Origin of the sequence: Peteryoungia desertarenae, from assembly GCF_005860795.2 — a bacterium.
Lineage (GTDB): Bacteria > Pseudomonadota > Alphaproteobacteria > Rhizobiales > Rhizobiaceae > Allorhizobium > Allorhizobium desertarenae.
On the sequence record NZ_CP058350.1, the window covers coordinates 1,981,382 to 1,995,824 of the forward strand.

A 14,443-nucleotide genomic window follows, 5' to 3' on the forward strand; every position below is an offset into this window, starting at 1 on the left:
TCGGGCAAAGAAGGACTGTGACCATGGATGCCCGCAGCTCGGCCCCGTATCAGGATGCGAAATCGCCCGACCCCGATCTGGAACCTCTGCCGCCCGTCACCCCGATCGTGCCGCTGGTCACAGATCCGCGCCGGCAGGTGACCGTCTTCCTTCTCCTGATGACGGCCATGTTCATGGCGACGCTCGATAACCAGATCGTCTCCACCGCACTTCCCACAATCGTCGGCGAATTCGGCCAGCCGGAGCGCTTCGGCTGGGTTGGCTCGGCCTATCTCCTCGCCACCAGCGCCGTCATGCCGCTCTATGGGAAGCTGGGCGATCTCTTCGGTCGCAAGCCCGTCATCATGGTGGCGATCACCATCTTCACGCTGGGGTCGCTCGTCTGCGGACTGGCCGTGTCCATGGACACGCTGATTGCCGCCCGCGTGCTGCAGGCGCTCGGCGGGGGAGGGATCATGGTCTCAATCCTGTCGATCACCGCCGACATCTTCCAGCCGCGCGACCGCGCCCGTTACCAGAGTTATCTCGGCCTGGTGCTAATGGCATCCAGTGCAGCCGGCCCGGTGCTTGGCGGCACGATGAGCGAGCTTTTCGGATGGCGCTCGATCTTTCTCATCAATCTGCCCTTCGGCATCTTCGTGCTGATCGGCCTCTATATGCTCTTGCCCTATCGCAAGCCGGATCGCCGTCCGAAGATCGACTTTCTCGGTGCGCTGCTTCTGGCAGGCACGATCACCAGCGTGGTCTTCTGGGCCGATAGCGGCCAGATCTTCGGCTCTATTCTTGCACCACAAAGCCTCGCTGTTCTGCTTGCCGGTGCCGTGCTCGCCTTTGCCTGGGTCAAGGTCGAGCGGCGTGTGCCCGAGCCGATCCTGCCGCTGTCGATTTTCCGCAGCCGCACCGTGATCTTGCTTCTGGTCATCTCGATGGCCTCCGGGGCGATCGGCATCGGCTCGGTGAACTACATCGCCCTGTTCCTGCAGATGACGACCGGCCTGTCGCCTGCCATGGCCGGCCTGCTCTTCATCGCCACCACCGGCGGCATCGCCATCGGCGGCATTCTCGGCGGTCGGCTGATTGCCTGGACCGGTCGCTACAAGCCCTTTGCCGTCGTCTCGGCGGCAACCGGCCTCGTCACCATGGCGCTGTTCAGTCAGCTGCATGCCGGAACCCCGCTGATGATCATCGGCATCGTCATGCTGATCCAGGGCCTCGGCGTCGGCATTGGCCAGCAGGTGCCGACACTCGGCGTGCAGAATGCAACGGCCCGTGCCGATGTGGGTGCTGCAACAAGCGCCGTCACACTGATGCGCATGGGCGGCGCGTCGATTGCCATCTCGATCTATGGAGCGATCATCAGTGCCGGTCTTGCCGGTCGCGCTGTGTCTCTTCCGGACGGGGCCGAATTCCAGGAACTGACGCCAGCCATGCTGGCAAGCCTTCCGCAGGATCTGCAAAAGGCTGTCGCCAACATCTATTCCGACGCCTTCGTTCCGCTGTTTCTCACCGCAGCGCTTCTGATCGCCGCAGCGCTGGTCTGCGCGCTTCTCCTCCCCAATATCCGCCTGCCGAAGACGGAAAAGCAGGAACTCGCGGAAAAGGCAGGCCAGGCGGCAGCCGCATGATGGCGAAAAGCAAAAGCCCGGCTGCAATGAGCAGCCGGGCTTTTCCGTATTCTTTGTGACTTCGCCAATCAGGCGGCCCGACGTACCTGAGTGCCATCGCGCGTCAGCTTGAAGCGCGAGATAAGGCCGCGCAGATGCACCGTCTCGTCGGCAAGCTTGGAGGTGCTCGCGGCTGCCTCTTCGACCATGGCCGCATTCTGCTGGGTCATCTGGTCCATCTGGTTGACGGCGGTGTTGACTTCAGCAAGCCCGGTCGACTGTTCCTGGGCGGCGGTTGCAATCGAGGTGACCTGGGTCGCAATGCCGATAACCTTCTGCTGGATCTCGCGCAGTGCCTCTCCGGTCGAGGAGACAAGCGACACGCCGGTCATGACTTCTTCGCCCGACTTGTTGATCAGCGCCTTGATGTCCTTGGCAGCCGTTGCCGAACGCTGGGCGAGTTCGCGCACCTCCTGGGCGACGACGGCAAAGCCCTTGCCGGCTTCACCGGCACGCGCCGCCTCGACGCCTGCATTGAGCGCCAGAAGATTGGTCTGGAAGGCAATCTCGTCGATCACATTGATGATCTGGCTGATCTCGTTGGACGCCTGCTCGATCCGGCTCATCGCTGACGTTGCGTCTTCCACGACGACCGACGACCGCTCGGCAAACTGCCGCGCTTCGGTGACCATCTTGCTGGATTCCTGCGCCCGTTCCGTCGATGTCCTGACGGCGACGGTGATTTCCTCAAGCGCTGACGAGGTTTCCTCCAGGGACGCTGCCTGAGTTTCCGTGCGCCGAGACAGGTCGTTGGAGGCGCTGCGGATTTCGTCGGCGCCACTGTTGATGACATCGGCGGACTGGCGCACCTCCTCCATCAGATGGCGCAGCGTCGTCATGGTCGCATTGACATTGTCCTGCAGGTCGGCAAATGCGCCCTGATAGCTGCCGGTCATGCTCTGGGTCAGGTCGCCCTCGGAGAGTGCACGCACCACCCTTTGGGTTTCGGCAATGCCGGTGTCGACGGACTGCACCAGGGCGTTGACATTGGCGGCAAAACCATCCAGCGCCGGATTGTCGTAACGCTTGGTGATGCGCCGTGAAAAATCGCCGGCGACGGCTGCGTCAACCACGGTGGCAATATTGGATTGCAGGTCGGCATTCTTGGCCTGCAGCGCCTGTTCCTGGGCGGCCAGATCGCGGATCTTGATGGCATTCTGCTTGAAGACATCGACCGCTTTGGCCATGGAGCCGATTTCATTGGTCAGCTCCAGTCCGGGGATCTCGGTCTCCAGCCGGTTTTCAGCCAGATTGCGCATGGCACCGGTCATTGCGGAAATCGGTCCGGTAATGCCACGGGCAATGGCAATGGCGGCCAAAGCTGCGCCGACAAAGCCGGCAATGCCGAGAATCAGGCTCACCAGCGTGCCTGTCGCAAGTGCGGCCCCGATCTGGGTGGCCACCGTGTCCTGCTGGGATTCAAGGGTACGATTCACCTCATCAATGGTGTCGGAGACCTGTTCGCCAATCACGCTCAGCTTGTCGGCGATGATGCCATTGCGCTCGAGAATGACGTTGTCGACGGCGCCGGCAGCGGCAAGATAAGCCGAGAGATCGGCCGAGATGGTCGCCATCTGGGCCTTCAAAGCCTGATCGGTCAGGTCAGCTTCGGCGCTCGCCATGGCCGCGCCTGCCGCGCTGCCGAGCTCGTTGAGACGCGCGAGGCTTGCCGGATTATTGTCGATGAGAAACAGGTTGAGAGCCAGCCGAAGGTCGGTGACGACCGAAGCGAGGTCCTCCACCTGTTCAGCCATCACGGTTTCACCCGCCTCCTGAAGCTTGGTCCTGACGGATCTCAATCCCTCCTTGATCTTTGGGCCGCGGCCGTTCAGTTCCTGGGTCACCAGGTCCTTGCGCCGGTTCTCCAGCGCGACGACCTGTTCGAAACTGGCGCGATAGTCCTCGATCATCGCGGAAAAGGCAGCAATCTTCTGTTTCGTGGCGGCATCGTCGCTGACCGAAAGGAGCGATTGCACGCTTGCTTCGGCATCTGTCAGGCGGGCAAGCACCTCCTGCCGCTCGCCGTCGGAGGGATTGGCCAGGAACTGGCGGAAGGACAGGCGCGCATCCAGCATATTGGCTTCGATTGCGCCGGTGGCATTGATGGTCTCCGCGCTCACCCGGTAACCTTCAAAGCTCGACTGATTGTTGAGATTGGCCATGACGCTTGAGCCGGCAATCACCCCGAGAATCAGGAGGACCCCACCAAAGCCGGAATAGATCTTGGTACTGATGCGCATGTTCTTCAGCATGTCTATACCTTTGAATAGGACGTGTGATGTACAAATTCTATGTATTGTCGCTTAGGAAATGGTTAATCCCATAGTATTTTCGCTATTCAAGGAACTATTAATCTTCTATCCCTAATTTTTAGGGTAGGGTCGACGCAGTCCGCCGGCGAAAGCCTCGCGAAAGCCGCATTTGCAAGGCTCGGCACAAGTTGATGAGTGACTCGGTGCAAGATGGTTCTGCAATCCCCGCTTTCAGTTTCCCTTCGCGCCTATGGCCAGGTGTGTCGTCTCGCGGTTGCGGGTATGGCACTCTCCCTTTTGTCCGGCTGCATTCTCGTGACCGATACGAGCCGCACCAATATCGAGGTCTTCCAGGATGAGGTGGCGCCGGTCTATTATGACCCCGCCCGCGTTCAGCCTGCACCGGTCCAGCCGGTTCCGCAAAAGCGCGATCTTTACCAGACACAGTTCCATCAGACCTATGGCCTGCCGGTGCGCGAGCCGCTCTATCGCACCATGTATGGTCTGATGAGGGATGATGACCGCACGATCTCGCCCATCCCGCTGGATCGCGTTCCACCCAATCTGTTGCGTCAGGAAGTGAGCTATCAGACCACCGAGGCCCCCGGCACCATCGTGGTCGATACCGACAACCGCTATCTCTACCTCGTCCAGCCGGGCGGCAAGGCGCTGCGCTATGGCGTCGGGATTGGCCGGGAGGGTTTTGCCTGGTCGGGCAGGGGCGTTATCGAACGCAAGGCGAAATGGCCGCACTGGACCCCGACGGACGACATGATCGCCCGCCAGCCGGAACTGCGTTCTGTGTCGGCTGCGCGCGGCGGTCTGGTCGCCGGCGTCAACAATCCGCTCGGCGCCCGCGCGCTCTATATCTACCAGGACGGCAAGGACACACTTTATCGTGTTCACGGCACGCCGGACTGGCAGTCTGTCGGCAAGTCAACCTCGTCCGGCTGCGTCAGGCTGTTCAACCAGGACATCATCGACCTCTTTGACCGCGTGCCAAACCGGACTCCGATTGTTGTACTTTAGCATCTTCCCGATGCCCTTTTGAGCCCTCTCGCAAAGTTGAGCACCCCGTGTGGTTGCCTTCTCTCAGGCCTTCCTGTTTGCATCCGCCTCGGAACAAGCCGAGCCTCCCACACGTCTTGTCCCCTGTGGTCAAACCGGAGCGCATGACGGCGCCTTCGGCTCTGCCACTGTCAAAGGTCGCGCATAAGTCTTTGGTTAAGTCCGCCGGATTACATTGGCCCAGCGCGATGAGTGTTACAGGAAACGCATAAACCGATGAGTTCTTCCAAGCCTATAAGCCGCCGCACCCTGTTATCCCTGACCGGGATCGGCGCAGCCAGCCTCTTGGCCGGCTGTACGACGACCGCAAGGCCGCTTCCGTCTGGCACGCGGCCCGATGGCCCTGTCCGTGAAATCACACCGCCTCCCTCTGGCCGCACTGCCGAGCTGGATGCCATGTATGGCGAAATGTATGATGGCGGCTTTGTTATTCCTGCCGTTCCCTATTGGCGCATTCCGCCGCGCTTTTATCGCCAGCGCGTGGTCGATCCGACCGGAGAGGCACCCGGCACCGTGGTGGTCGATACGCCGAAGCGCTTCCTCTATCTGGTCGAATCCGGCGGCACCGCCATGCGCTACGGCGTCGGCATCGGTCGTGACGGTTTCGAATGGGGTGGCCAGGGCGTCATCCAGTGGCGTCAGAAATGGCCCAAATGGACCCCGCCGGATGAGATGATCGCCCGTCAGCCGGAACTGGAGAAATACTCGGTTCGAAACGGCGGCAAGCCCGGCGGCATCGACAATCCGCTCGGCGCCCGTGCGCTCTACATCTTCCAGAACGGCCAGGATACGCTCTACCGCCTGCACGGTTCTCCCGAATGGAATTCCATCGGCAAGGCCGTCTCGTCAGGCTGTGTGCGCCTGATGAACCAGGACGTGATCGACCTCTACGAGCGCGTGCCCTCCAAGGCGAAGATCCTCGTTCGTCAGTGAGGCGGCAGGGCTTTTCGACAGTCATCAGCGGCGGCCCAAGGGTCGCCGTTTTTACATCCGCCGCATGATCCGCCCCGCGATCGATGGAGCGATGCGGGCGAGGATGCGCAGTGCCTTTGCCTTGCCGACATAGACCTCCCGCTGCTGGCTATCGAGTGCAGCAACGATTGCCGCCGCCGCCGTCTTCGGCGCCAGTTTTCCGGTACCCCGTCCGGCGGTCATTGCGGTGTCGACCAGTGGCAGGATCACATCCACCACCCTGATATTGCCGCCGCCCTGGGCTGCGATCGCCCTGCCAAACATTCTGAGACCGGCCTTCGTCGCCGAATAGACAGCCGAGGTGGATTTCGGGAAGAGCCCGAGCCCCGAATTGATGTTGACCACGATCAGAGGTCGTTTCGCCATCCGCGCCACCAGATGGGTCAGCAGGATGGGCGCAGCAAGGTTGGTGGCAATCTCGGCCGTGATCTCATCCGGCCCGTAACCATCGGCAGCAAAGGCCACATTCCATTGAATGGCCGCATTGTTGAAAAGCCCGTCGATGGCTTCGTCTTTCAGCCTGTCCGCAAGCGCCGCAATGGCGCTCGCATCCGAGAGGTCGGTCGTGAGCGGTACGATGTGCCGATCCAGCGCGGCAATTTCCAGAAGTCGCTCCGATGATCGGGCCAGCGCCAGGACACGGTGCTGCCTGCGCGCCAGTGTGAGTGCCACTTCCCGACCGATTCCCGCACTTGCCCCCGTGACGATAAAGGTTCCCATGCTATCTTCCCGCTGACGTCGATACTGGCACCCATGATCGAACAGGAGTGATCCCATGGCATTAACCCGGGTTAAGCCGGAGGACTGCGCAAGCCTTTTGCTTTTCGAACAGGTCGCGGGCCGTGCGCTGCCGGAGCGCGATCAGGTGATCGCCAGGGTCGAACATATTGATGTTGCAGCAGGGGAAGTGGTTTTTCACCAGGATGATCCGCATCCCTATGTCTATGTCATCCGGGAGGGCCTGCTGAAATTCACCTATCTGAATGCCGAGGGGGAAGAGTGGATCAAGTCCCTGGTCGCCGATGGTCAGTTCTTCGGCAGCCTTTCCGCCTTGGTGGCCGGTCGGGCAAGCTTCTCGGTCATAGCGATCGAACCATGTCGTCTGGAAAGGCTGCCATTTTCGCTGCTCGATGAACTTGCGGATCGCGATCTTTCGTGGTCGCGCATGCTGCGCAATGCCCTCATTCATCTCGCGGAGCGAAAGGAACGTCGGGAGCGACAGTTTCTGACGATGACGGCAGAAGAGCGTTACCGGCTGCTATTGCGTGAAGAGGCGCATCTCCTCCGGCGGACGCCGCAAAAGGACCTCGCCGCCTATCTCGGAATCACACCTGTCGGCCTGTCGCGCATTGCGCGCCGGGTGCGTGAGGAGCAGGCAAAGCTGCGCGCTTAACCCGGGTTAATGCGGGACTGTCGCAAGAGCGGGAGAAGGTTTCCATCAACAAAGATGGAGGCACTGCCCGATGGATCGCTCTTTTCAGCCCTCAGATCACCTGCTGTTTCTCAGGCACTGGTTTTCCAGGCCCTTTCAGACAGCGGCGATTGCCCCTTCCAGTCGCTGGCTTGCGCGCGCCATGACAGCCGGGATCGAGCCGGGGCAGCGGATCCTTGAACTCGGGCCCGGCACCGGGAGTTTCACGCAGGCGCTGCTGAAACGCGGCGTCGACGAAGCCGATCTCCTGCTTGTCGAGCGAAATCCCGCATTTGCCGCTTTGCTCGTCGAGCGCTTCCCGCGTGCCCGCATCGTCCTTGGGGATGCCGCCAGCCTGCCGATTGATGATGCGCTTGCGGACGCTGCTGTCAGCGGACTGCCCCTGCTGTCGATGCCGGCTCCCCAGGTCATGCGGATCTTGAGAGCAGCCTTCGGTCGGCTGCGGCCTGGCGCGTCATTCTGGCAGTTTACCTACGGGCCACGCTGCCCGGTGCCGCGAACGGTTCTCGACCGGCTTGGCCTTGTTGCGCATCACACCCGCTTTGTCCCCTTCAATCTGCCGCCGGCCAGCGTCTACCGCATGGCCCGCCTCAGCTGAGATCGATCGACATGCAGTGACGTCTGGCCTTACTCGCTGCCTGCCTTATCCAGCTGGCGGGTCAGCCGCTTGAGGCTCTCGCGCAAGGCCTCGATTTCAGCCAGATCGCAGCCTGTCCGGTTGCCGATCTGGCTGAAAACCTCCCTGGCCCGATCCTTCAGCGCCTGACCGTCGGCGGTGAGCGTGATGAAGACCTGCCTTTCATCGGCCGCATCGCGGCGCCGCGAGACATAATGCATCTGTTCCAGCCGTTTCAGCAGGGGTGACAGCGTGCCGGAATCGAGCCCGACGCGTGTGCCAAGCGCCTTGACCTGCACATCGTCCTCCTCCCACAGCGCCATCATCACCACATATTGCGGATAGGTCAGGCCCAGCGGTGCCAGAAGCGGCTTGTAGGCACGGTTGAAGGCATGGCTGGCGCTGTAGAGCGCAAAGCAGAGCTGCTTGTCGAGCATCAGCGCGTCATCAAGGTGTCTGTTCTTCATGGTCTGTCGGGAACCTCCGTCGGCCATCATCGTTCCACTGTGGCGAAAAGCTTTTTGACATGCAATGTGCAAAAAACAATTGCACGCAATTTAATTGTGCTATATATAATTGGCGAACCCGACCCAAACAAGGAGAAGATCCATGCCCGTTCTCTACACAGCCCATGCCCATGCCACCGGCGGTCGTACCGGCCATGCCGTCTCCGACAATGGTGTTCTCGACGTCACGCTGACCACGCCGAAGGAGCTTGGTGGCGATGGTGCGACCGGCACCAATCCCGAGCAGCTCTTTGCCGCCGGTTATTCGGCCTGCTTTCTTGGCGCATTGAAGTTTGTTGCCGGCAAGGAGAAGGTGAAGATCCCGGAAGACACGAAGATCTATACCGATGTCGGCATCGGTCCGCGTGAAGACGGAACCGGCTTCGAAATCGATGTGAAGATTTCCGCCGAAATCCCCGGAATGGATCGCGAACTGGCCGAAAAGCTCGTCGCCGCTGCCCATATCGTCTGCCCCTACAGCCACGCCATGCGCAGCTCGGTCGAAGTGCCGGTCAGCGTCCGGTAAGTTTTGGCGCGTAGCTTTTTGTCAGATCCACCGCGAGAGGGCCGGCGTCACGCCGGCCTTTTTCGTGGGGAGCTTCAAACCGGATGAAGAGAGGAGGGGCTTGAAGCCCCAGGCTCAATGCTCGGCAAAGACCGTTGTTGTGCCGGATCGGTCCATCAAGAGGACCTGGTAGGCCTCGGGCGTACCAAATTCCATGCCCGGTGAGCCGATCGGCATGCCTGGCACGGAAAGTCCCACCGCCTCCGGCTTTTCCTCGATGAGACGGGCAACATCACCCGCCGGCACATGGCCTTCGATGACATAGCCCTCGACAAAGGCCGTGTGACACGATGCCGTTGCCGCCGTAATGCCTGCCTTCGCTTTCAGCGCATTCATCTGCTCCGGTGAAATGTTTGAGGCCTCCACGGTGAAGCCATTCTGGCGCATGTGCTCAACCCAGGCGCCGCAGCAACCGCAACCGGCATCTTTGAAGACGCTGACAGTCTGCGCTAAGGCCGCCGTGGAAGCCAGGCAGGCAATCGCGGTCGCAAATAGGGTCTGTCTGAGTTTCATGGCAATCCTCCTGTTGCATGCAGCATACACCAGCAGGGGCGGGCGGCCAAACGCCGCCCATGGGATCGTGTTCAGGCGACCTGCGCCAGGGGCTCTGACCTGCGTGAACCCTGAACCTTGAACTTGCCCAAGAGCGCCTTCAGCCCTTCCGCTTCATCCGCCAGTGCTTGGGATGCCGCATTTGCCTCCTCGACCACCGAGGCATTGCGTTGCGTGCCACGATCCAGCGCGCCGATGGCACTGTTGATCTGGCTGATGCCGCCTGCCTGTTCGAGCGATGATTGAGAGATGGCACCGACATTCGTGTCGATTGCCTGCATACGGGTCAGAATGCTTTGCAGTGCCGTCGATGTCTGCTCCACCAGCGACACGCCTTCCTGAACCGATGACCTCGTCCTTGCGATAGCCCATGGCTGCGCAAAAGTTCTCGTTGGCATCGAGAATTGTCCCATCCGGCTTGAAGATGATGACCGCCTGGGAGCCACCCGGGGCAGCCATGTTCTGCTCGATCTGACGCATTTTCCTGAGATTCAGCGAAAACATCCAAGGGCTCCAGAATCGACTGGAAGAAAATTAGAGAAGTCATTTCAATATTTTCAAACTTCAAACGGCTGTTGAGATCGCCCGCGAGGCAGTCTAGGGCGCAGGACGCTTTACGGAGCGGGGAGGGTGCAGGCTCGGAACCGGAGCTGCTGAATGTGGTTGGAATGTCGTGAGACATCGAAGGAGACAACCATGGCCACCCGACACATCATCGAAAATGACCTGTCCCATGATCCGCTGGCAGAGGCCTCGCAGCGGACGGGGTTTCGAACACCCTATCCGGCCTCTGCCTTTCGTGGCCCGCTCTTTGAAACGCGCGACACCATTGCCCTGATCCTTGCGACAGTCATGCTGCTCGGCCCCTTGGCCATGATGCCGCTTGGGCTCGCGGGGTGAGCCGGTTTACCGGCTGACCTCCAGCAGACTCTCCCTAAGCGCTTGCGGATCGCTCGTCATGCCGGCCTCGATGTCGGCATGCACCTCGCGCCAGATCGGCAGGGCGCTGGCCAGCACTGCCATGCCCTCCGGCGTGAGTTTGAGCCGCTTGCCCCGCTTGTCCTTCGGGTCCGGTTCGATCGCAACCCAGCCACGCGCGGACAAGGGTTTCAGCGCCGCCGTCAGCGTCGTGCGATCCATGGCAAGAAGTTTGGCCACCGGCCCCATCGGTGGCGGTTCCGGCCGGTTCAGCGCCATCATCAGGGAGAATTGCTGGTTGGTGAGCCCGGTCGGTTTCAGGGCGGTGTCGAAGCGCCGCGCCAGTGCCCGTGCTGCCCGCTGGGCATGCAGGCACAGGCAGGTGTCTTTTACATGAAGGGTGGTGGAATAGGGAATCAATTGCTGGTTTGACATAGCATAAATATGTTGATATCAACTTAAAAGTCAAGAGGAGGATCGAAGAAGTGCAATATTCTGTTGTCTCCCGAGAGGAATGGCTCGAAGCCCGCAAGGCCCTGCTCGCCAAGGAAAAGGAACTCACCCGCCAGCGTGATCGCGTCAATGCCGAGCGTCTGGCGCTGCCCTGGGTGAAGGTCGAGAAGGATTACCGCTTCCAGGCGCCGCAGGGCGAGGTCTTGCTCGGCGATCTCTTCGATGGCCGCAGCCAGCTGATGATCAACCATTTCATGTTTCATCCCGATTGGGATGCCGGTTGCGAGGGGTGCTCCTTCTTCGCTGACCACATCGACGGCATGCTGCCGCATCTCAACAATCACGACGTCACCTTCGTTACCGTCTCCCGCGCACCGCTTCAAAAGATCGAAGCCTATAAGCGCCGCATGAACTGGCATTTCCCCTGGGTCTCGTCCTTTGGCAGCGATTTCAACTACGATTTCCACGTCTCCTTCAGCAAGGAGGAACTCGCTTCCGGCGCGGTGAACTACAATTTCCGCCAGACCCCGAGCGAAAAGGCTTTCGACGAACTGCCCGGCATGTCCGCCTTCTATCGCAACGACAAGGGCGAAATCTTCCACACGTATTCGCAATATGCCCGCGGCGGCGAGGAAACCCTCGGTGCCCTGATGATCCTCGACCACGCGCCGCTTGGCCGCAACGAGACGGGTACGCTGAGTTTCGTCAAGCGCAAGGACGAGTATGTCGCCAAACCGGCTGAAAAGGCCGGCTGCTGCCACTGAGGAGGGCATGTCATGGAGTTTCCAAAACCCACCGAACACCATCGTGTCCTCGATCGCCTCGTCGGCGACTGGCTCTATCTCACGTCCTCCGGCATGGAAGGCTATGATCCCGATGACCCGCAAAAGCGCTGGATCGAAAAGGTTCGCTCGATCGGTGGGCTTTGGGTTGTCGCGGAGATGGAGGGTGGTCTGGGCGAGGGTATGCGCGGCACCATGATCATGACGCTGGGCTACGATCCGCGCGAGGGCTGTTATGTCGGCAGCTGGATCGGCTCCATGATGGACAAGTTCTGGGTCTACAAAGGCTTTCTTGAAAATGACGGTCAGACGCTGGTGCTGGAGGCTGAAGGCCCCGGCATGGACGATCCATCCCGCACCGACTTTTATCGTGATGTCATCCACTTCATCGATGATGATCGCCGTACGTTTTCCGGCAGCGTCCGCCAGCCGGACGGCAGTTTCAAGACCTTCATGACCAGCGAAGCAAAACGCATCGGCTGAAGCCGGGCATCACAAGAGAGGGACTGCACATGCATGGGACATTCATCTGGCACGAATTGATGACGCCGGATCCGGCGGCGGCCAAGGCCTTTTATGGTCCGCTGCTTGGCTGGGAGCCGACCGACATGGACATGGAAGGCTTCACCTACACCACTTTCGCTATTCCGGGCTTCCCCTCCGGCGTCGCCGGCATGATGCAGCTCACGCCCGAAATGACCGGGCAGGGCATCCCGCCCAACTGGACCGGCTATATCGCCGTCGATGACGTCGACAAGACGGCTGCGGAATACGAGGCGAACGGCGGCGCGATCCACCGTGCGCCGGAAGACATTCCCGGCATCGGTCGTTTCGCTGTGGTCGCCGATCCCCAAGGCGCAGTCGTCTGCATCATGACCCCGCAGATGCCCGAGGGTGAAACCGGCAGCTGGCCAAGCCCTGGCGCGGTTGGCACCGTCGGCTGGAACGAACTGATGGCCGGAGATTGGGGAAAAGTCTGGGATTTCTACGCTGCCCGCTTCGGCTGGCAAAAGGACATGGCCGTCGACATGGACGCCATGGGCATCTACCAGACCTTCAAGCTGGGTGATCGTGGCATTGGCGGCATGATGACCAAGATGCCGGACATGCCCATGCCCTATTGGGGCTTCTATTTCATCGTTCCGGCAATCGATGCTGCTGCAGCGAAGGTCACCGAACTCGGCGGCAAGGTGCTGATGGAACCGCAGCCGGTTCCGGGTGACTCATGGATTGTCGCCTGCCAGGATCCGCAGGGTGCCTTCTTCAATCTGACTTCAGCCACACGCTAGGGCGTTCAGAGAGCAGGGTCATTCGACCGAAGGCGCCGTTGCGGTCGCTCTTTGCGGTTCAGCAACGACCGCGACGAACGCCGCTGGCCCGGGTTGCGCGCTTCTTGGGGGCCGGTGCCTTTTCGCTCTCGGCGGCTTCGCGCTCCATTCTCAGCGCACGCAATGCTTCCGTCTTGCGCTCTCGCGCATCGGCTTCCTGATCGATGATGGCCCGGGCGACAGTATCGGTGGTGGCCGCCTTGTCCTGGGCAGATACCTTGCCTGGCTTGAAAAATGTGTCTCTGGTGGCTGTCATATCAGGGCTCCTTGCCTGAGAATCGCTTGGAATAGGGGAGGTGCCATAAGTTTCGGGGCGTGGAGTGTGCCCCTGAAACAAAAGAGGGAAGGCCTGAGCCTTCCCCGTTCGTCTTGATCAGCGACCAGCGCGTGCCGCCTTTTTCGGTCCCGGCAAAAGACCTTCGCGCTGCATTTTCTTGCGCGCGAGCTTGCGCTGGCGGCGAATGGCCTCGGCCTTTTCGCGGGTGCGCTTTTCCGATGGCTTTTCATAGGCGCTGCGCGCCTTCATTTCGCGAAACAGGCCTTCGCGCTGCATCTTCTTCTTCAGGACGCGGAGCGCCTGGTCGACATTGTTGTCACGTACGAGAACTTGCAAGTCCATTCCTTTCTGGGCAAACGCCCTCAAGTTACGGCGAGTTGGTGGCGCAAACAGCATAAGCCGCAAGGGCGCCGGTGAAGGGCACGGACAAGAACCGCGCCAGAGCGAAGAACCCCAAACCGGCTTTCGCGAAGAGGAAAGCAACGTCAAAAAGTGAAAACGTTGCCTTGGGCGGTAAGGTTCCGCCGCAAGCGGATCAGTGATGAAGCCCGCAATAAAACAAAAAGGCCGGGCAGGACCCGACCTCTCCCGTCACTCAGCCCACACTGCCAGTACATCCGTGGTCAGCAGGGCGAGCAACAAACCTTAAGCGGCGCGAAGGTTATCGGCCGAGCTCTTGCCGGAACGCTTGTCCTGCACAACGTCGAAGGAGATCTTCTGACCTTCTACGAGTTGACGCATGCCTGCGCGCTCAACAGCGGAAATATGAACGAACACGTCGGTCGAGCCTTCATCCGGCTGGATGAAACCGAAACCCTTGGTGCTGTTAAACCACTTGACGGTACCTGTCTGCATAACGATTTCCTTTCAATCGTTGGTTCTACCGGGGAGATATTCGTCCGGCTTTATCGACGTTGAGCGGAAATCTGGCGGGCGCATCCAGCGCCATGACAAAGGTCACAAGCAATCTTCGATGCACTAAATATAGAGGTTTCGGCGCATAACGCAAGGAAAACTCGGTCAGTCTTCGATGTTAAATTGAAGTCGATAATGGCAAT

The 14,443-nt window shown here is 60.4% G+C and carries 19 protein-coding genes; 10 read left to right on the forward strand and 9 right to left on the reverse strand.

The features are described from left to right. Positions 1-23 precede the first annotated feature (23 nt). Entirely contained in the window at positions 24-1,625 is a 1,602-nt protein-coding gene (locus FE840_RS09485) for an MDR family MFS transporter (RefSeq protein ID WP_138288327.1), read from the forward strand. Between the two features lie 68 nt (positions 1,626-1,693). Here FE840_RS09485 and FE840_RS09490 read toward each other — a convergent pair whose 3' ends face one another. Then, entirely contained in the window at positions 1,694-3,916 is a 2,223-nt protein-coding gene (locus FE840_RS09490) for a HAMP domain-containing methyl-accepting chemotaxis protein (protein ID WP_138288326.1), read from the reverse strand. A 282-nt stretch (positions 3,917-4,198) separates the two neighbouring features. Here FE840_RS09490 and FE840_RS09495 point away from each other — a divergent pair, with 282 nt between their 5' ends. Then, positions 4,199-4,945 (forward strand): L,D-transpeptidase, encoded by a 747-nt coding sequence (locus tag FE840_RS09495; RefSeq protein ID WP_246318902.1) that lies wholly within the window; start codon positions 4,199-4,201, stop codon positions 4,943-4,945. 255 nt (positions 4,946-5,200) lie between these two features. Continuing rightward, entirely contained in the window at positions 5,201-5,917 is a 717-nt protein-coding gene (locus FE840_RS09500) for a L,D-transpeptidase (protein WP_138288324.1), read from the forward strand. A 51-nt stretch (positions 5,918-5,968) separates the two neighbouring features. On the opposite strand, the gene FE840_RS09505 is transcribed toward FE840_RS09500, so the two are convergent. Further along, positions 5,969-6,676 carry an SDR family NAD(P)-dependent oxidoreductase gene (locus FE840_RS09505; protein ID WP_171033749.1) on the reverse strand — a complete coding sequence of 236 codons (708 nt, stop codon included), beginning with the start codon at positions 6,674-6,676 and terminating at the stop codon, positions 5,969-5,971. Between the two features lie 55 nt (positions 6,677-6,731). Between FE840_RS09505 and FE840_RS09510 the strand changes: the two genes are divergently transcribed. Together FE840_RS09510 and FE840_RS09515 are read left to right on the forward strand one after the other, a co-directional pair. Beyond that, positions 6,732-7,349 (forward strand): Crp/Fnr family transcriptional regulator, encoded by a 618-nt coding sequence (locus tag FE840_RS09510; protein WP_138288322.1) that lies wholly within the window; start codon positions 6,732-6,734, stop codon positions 7,347-7,349. Between the two features lie 70 nt (positions 7,350-7,419). Further along, positions 7,420-7,986 carry a class I SAM-dependent methyltransferase gene (locus tag FE840_RS09515; RefSeq protein ID WP_138288321.1) on the forward strand — a complete coding sequence of 189 codons (567 nt, stop codon included), beginning with the start codon at positions 7,420-7,422 and terminating at the stop codon, positions 7,984-7,986. Between the two features lie 29 nt (positions 7,987-8,015). Here the strand turns inward: FE840_RS09515 and FE840_RS09520 are convergent, their stop codons facing one another. Then, entirely contained in the window at positions 8,016-8,471 is a 456-nt protein-coding gene (locus FE840_RS09520; protein ID WP_246318741.1) for a MarR family winged helix-turn-helix transcriptional regulator, read from the reverse strand. A gap of 142 nt (positions 8,472-8,613) precedes the next feature. Between FE840_RS09520 and FE840_RS09525 the strand changes: the two genes are divergently transcribed. Further along, positions 8,614-9,036: an organic hydroperoxide resistance protein gene (locus tag FE840_RS09525; RefSeq protein WP_138288319.1), complete on the forward strand. Its 423-nt coding sequence runs from the start codon at positions 8,614-8,616 to the stop codon at positions 9,034-9,036. Positions 9,037-9,150: 114 nt separating this feature from the next. Here FE840_RS09525 and FE840_RS09530 read toward each other — a convergent pair whose 3' ends face one another. Together FE840_RS09530 and FE840_RS09535 are read right to left on the reverse strand one after the other, a co-directional pair. Further along, positions 9,151-9,588 carry a DUF411 domain-containing protein gene (locus FE840_RS09530; RefSeq protein ID WP_138288318.1) on the reverse strand — a complete coding sequence of 146 codons (438 nt, stop codon included), beginning with the start codon at positions 9,586-9,588 and terminating at the stop codon, positions 9,151-9,153. A gap of 153 nt (positions 9,589-9,741) precedes the next feature. Further along, entirely contained in the window at positions 9,742-10,131 is a 390-nt protein-coding gene (locus tag FE840_RS09535; protein WP_138288317.1) for a PAS domain-containing protein, read from the reverse strand. A 192-nt stretch (positions 10,132-10,323) separates the two neighbouring features. Between FE840_RS09535 and FE840_RS09540 the strand changes: the two genes are divergently transcribed. Continuing rightward, complete coding sequence (locus FE840_RS09540) at positions 10,324-10,527, forward strand: hypothetical protein (RefSeq protein ID WP_138288316.1); 204 nt, start codon at positions 10,324-10,326, stop codon at positions 10,525-10,527. Positions 10,528-10,533: 6 nt separating this feature from the next. On the opposite strand, the gene FE840_RS09545 is transcribed toward FE840_RS09540, so the two are convergent. After that, entirely contained in the window at positions 10,534-10,980 is a 447-nt protein-coding gene (locus FE840_RS09545; protein ID WP_138288315.1) for a MarR family winged helix-turn-helix transcriptional regulator, read from the reverse strand. 50 nt (positions 10,981-11,030) lie between these two features. Here FE840_RS09545 and FE840_RS09550 point away from each other — a divergent pair, with 50 nt between their 5' ends. Genes FE840_RS09550 through FE840_RS09560 form a run of 3 tightly spaced genes read left to right on the forward strand, consistent with a single transcriptional unit; the run spans position 11,031 to position 13,069 of the window. After that, complete coding sequence (locus FE840_RS09550; protein ID WP_138288314.1) at positions 11,031-11,762, forward strand: DUF899 domain-containing protein; 732 nt, start codon at positions 11,031-11,033, stop codon at positions 11,760-11,762. A 12-nt stretch (positions 11,763-11,774) separates the two neighbouring features. Further along, on the forward strand, positions 11,775-12,263 hold the full coding sequence (locus tag FE840_RS09555) for a DUF1579 domain-containing protein (protein ID WP_138288313.1): 489 nt from the start codon (positions 11,775-11,777) through the stop codon (positions 12,261-12,263). 29 nt (positions 12,264-12,292) lie between these two features. Beyond that, positions 12,293-13,069 (forward strand): VOC family protein, encoded by a 777-nt coding sequence (locus FE840_RS09560; RefSeq protein WP_138288312.1) that lies wholly within the window; start codon positions 12,293-12,295, stop codon positions 13,067-13,069. A gap of 58 nt (positions 13,070-13,127) precedes the next feature. Here the strand turns inward: FE840_RS09560 and FE840_RS09565 are convergent, their stop codons facing one another. The 3 genes from FE840_RS09565 to FE840_RS09575 form a co-directional block, all read right to left on the reverse strand. Beyond that, the gene (locus FE840_RS09565) at positions 13,128-13,364 is read right to left on the reverse strand and encodes a hypothetical protein (protein WP_138288311.1); all 237 of its coding nucleotides are present in this window, start codon (positions 13,362-13,364) and stop codon (positions 13,128-13,130) included. 117 nt (positions 13,365-13,481) lie between these two features. After that, positions 13,482-13,721, reverse strand: a complete 240-nt coding sequence (gene rpsU, locus FE840_RS09570) for a 30S ribosomal protein S21 (RefSeq protein WP_138288310.1) — start codon at positions 13,719-13,721, stop codon at positions 13,482-13,484. Between the two features lie 309 nt (positions 13,722-14,030). Then, positions 14,031-14,240, reverse strand: a complete 210-nt coding sequence (locus FE840_RS09575; protein WP_138288309.1) for a cold-shock protein — start codon at positions 14,238-14,240, stop codon at positions 14,031-14,033. Between the last annotated feature and the right edge of the window lie 203 nt (positions 14,241-14,443).

Bases quoted from the DNA above. Each gene is read 5' to 3' on its own strand.
- FE840_RS09485 (WP_138288327.1), top strand. From the start codon at position 24: ATGGATGCCCGCAGCTCGGCCCCGTATCAGGATGCGAAATCGCCCGAC.
- FE840_RS09490 (WP_138288326.1), bottom strand. From the start codon at position 3,916: ATGCTGAAGAACATGCGCATCAGTACCAAGATCTATTCCGGCTTTGGT.
- FE840_RS09495 (WP_246318902.1), top strand. From the start codon at position 4,199: ATGGCACTCTCCCTTTTGTCCGGCTGCATTCTCGTGACCGATACGAGC.
- FE840_RS09500 (WP_138288324.1), top strand. From the start codon at position 5,201: ATGAGTTCTTCCAAGCCTATAAGCCGCCGCACCCTGTTATCCCTGACC.
- FE840_RS09505 (WP_171033749.1), bottom strand. From the start codon at position 6,676: ATGGGAACCTTTATCGTCACGGGGGCAAGTGCGGGAATCGGTCGGGAA.
- FE840_RS09510 (WP_138288322.1), top strand. From the start codon at position 6,732: ATGGCATTAACCCGGGTTAAGCCGGAGGACTGCGCAAGCCTTTTGCTT.
- FE840_RS09515 (WP_138288321.1), top strand. From the start codon at position 7,420: ATGGATCGCTCTTTTCAGCCCTCAGATCACCTGCTGTTTCTCAGGCAC.
- FE840_RS09520 (WP_246318741.1), bottom strand. From the start codon at position 8,471: ATGAAGAACAGACACCTTGATGACGCGCTGATGCTCGACAAGCAGCTC.
- FE840_RS09525 (WP_138288319.1), top strand. From the start codon at position 8,614: ATGCCCGTTCTCTACACAGCCCATGCCCATGCCACCGGCGGTCGTACC.
- FE840_RS09530 (WP_138288318.1), bottom strand. From the start codon at position 9,588: ATGAAACTCAGACAGACCCTATTTGCGACCGCGATTGCCTGCCTGGCT.
- FE840_RS09535 (WP_138288317.1), bottom strand. From the start codon at position 10,131: ATGTTTTCGCTGAATCTCAGGAAAATGCGTCAGATCGAGCAGAACATG.
- FE840_RS09540 (WP_138288316.1), top strand. From the start codon at position 10,324: ATGGCCACCCGACACATCATCGAAAATGACCTGTCCCATGATCCGCTG.
- FE840_RS09545 (WP_138288315.1), bottom strand. From the start codon at position 10,980: ATGTCAAACCAGCAATTGATTCCCTATTCCACCACCCTTCATGTAAAA.
- FE840_RS09555 (WP_138288313.1), top strand. From the start codon at position 11,775: ATGGAGTTTCCAAAACCCACCGAACACCATCGTGTCCTCGATCGCCTC.
- FE840_RS09560 (WP_138288312.1), top strand. From the start codon at position 12,293: ATGCATGGGACATTCATCTGGCACGAATTGATGACGCCGGATCCGGCG.
- FE840_RS09565 (WP_138288311.1), bottom strand. From the start codon at position 13,364: ATGACAGCCACCAGAGACACATTTTTCAAGCCAGGCAAGGTATCTGCC.
- FE840_RS09575 (WP_138288309.1), bottom strand. From the start codon at position 14,240: ATGCAGACAGGTACCGTCAAGTGGTTTAACAGCACCAAGGGTTTCGGT.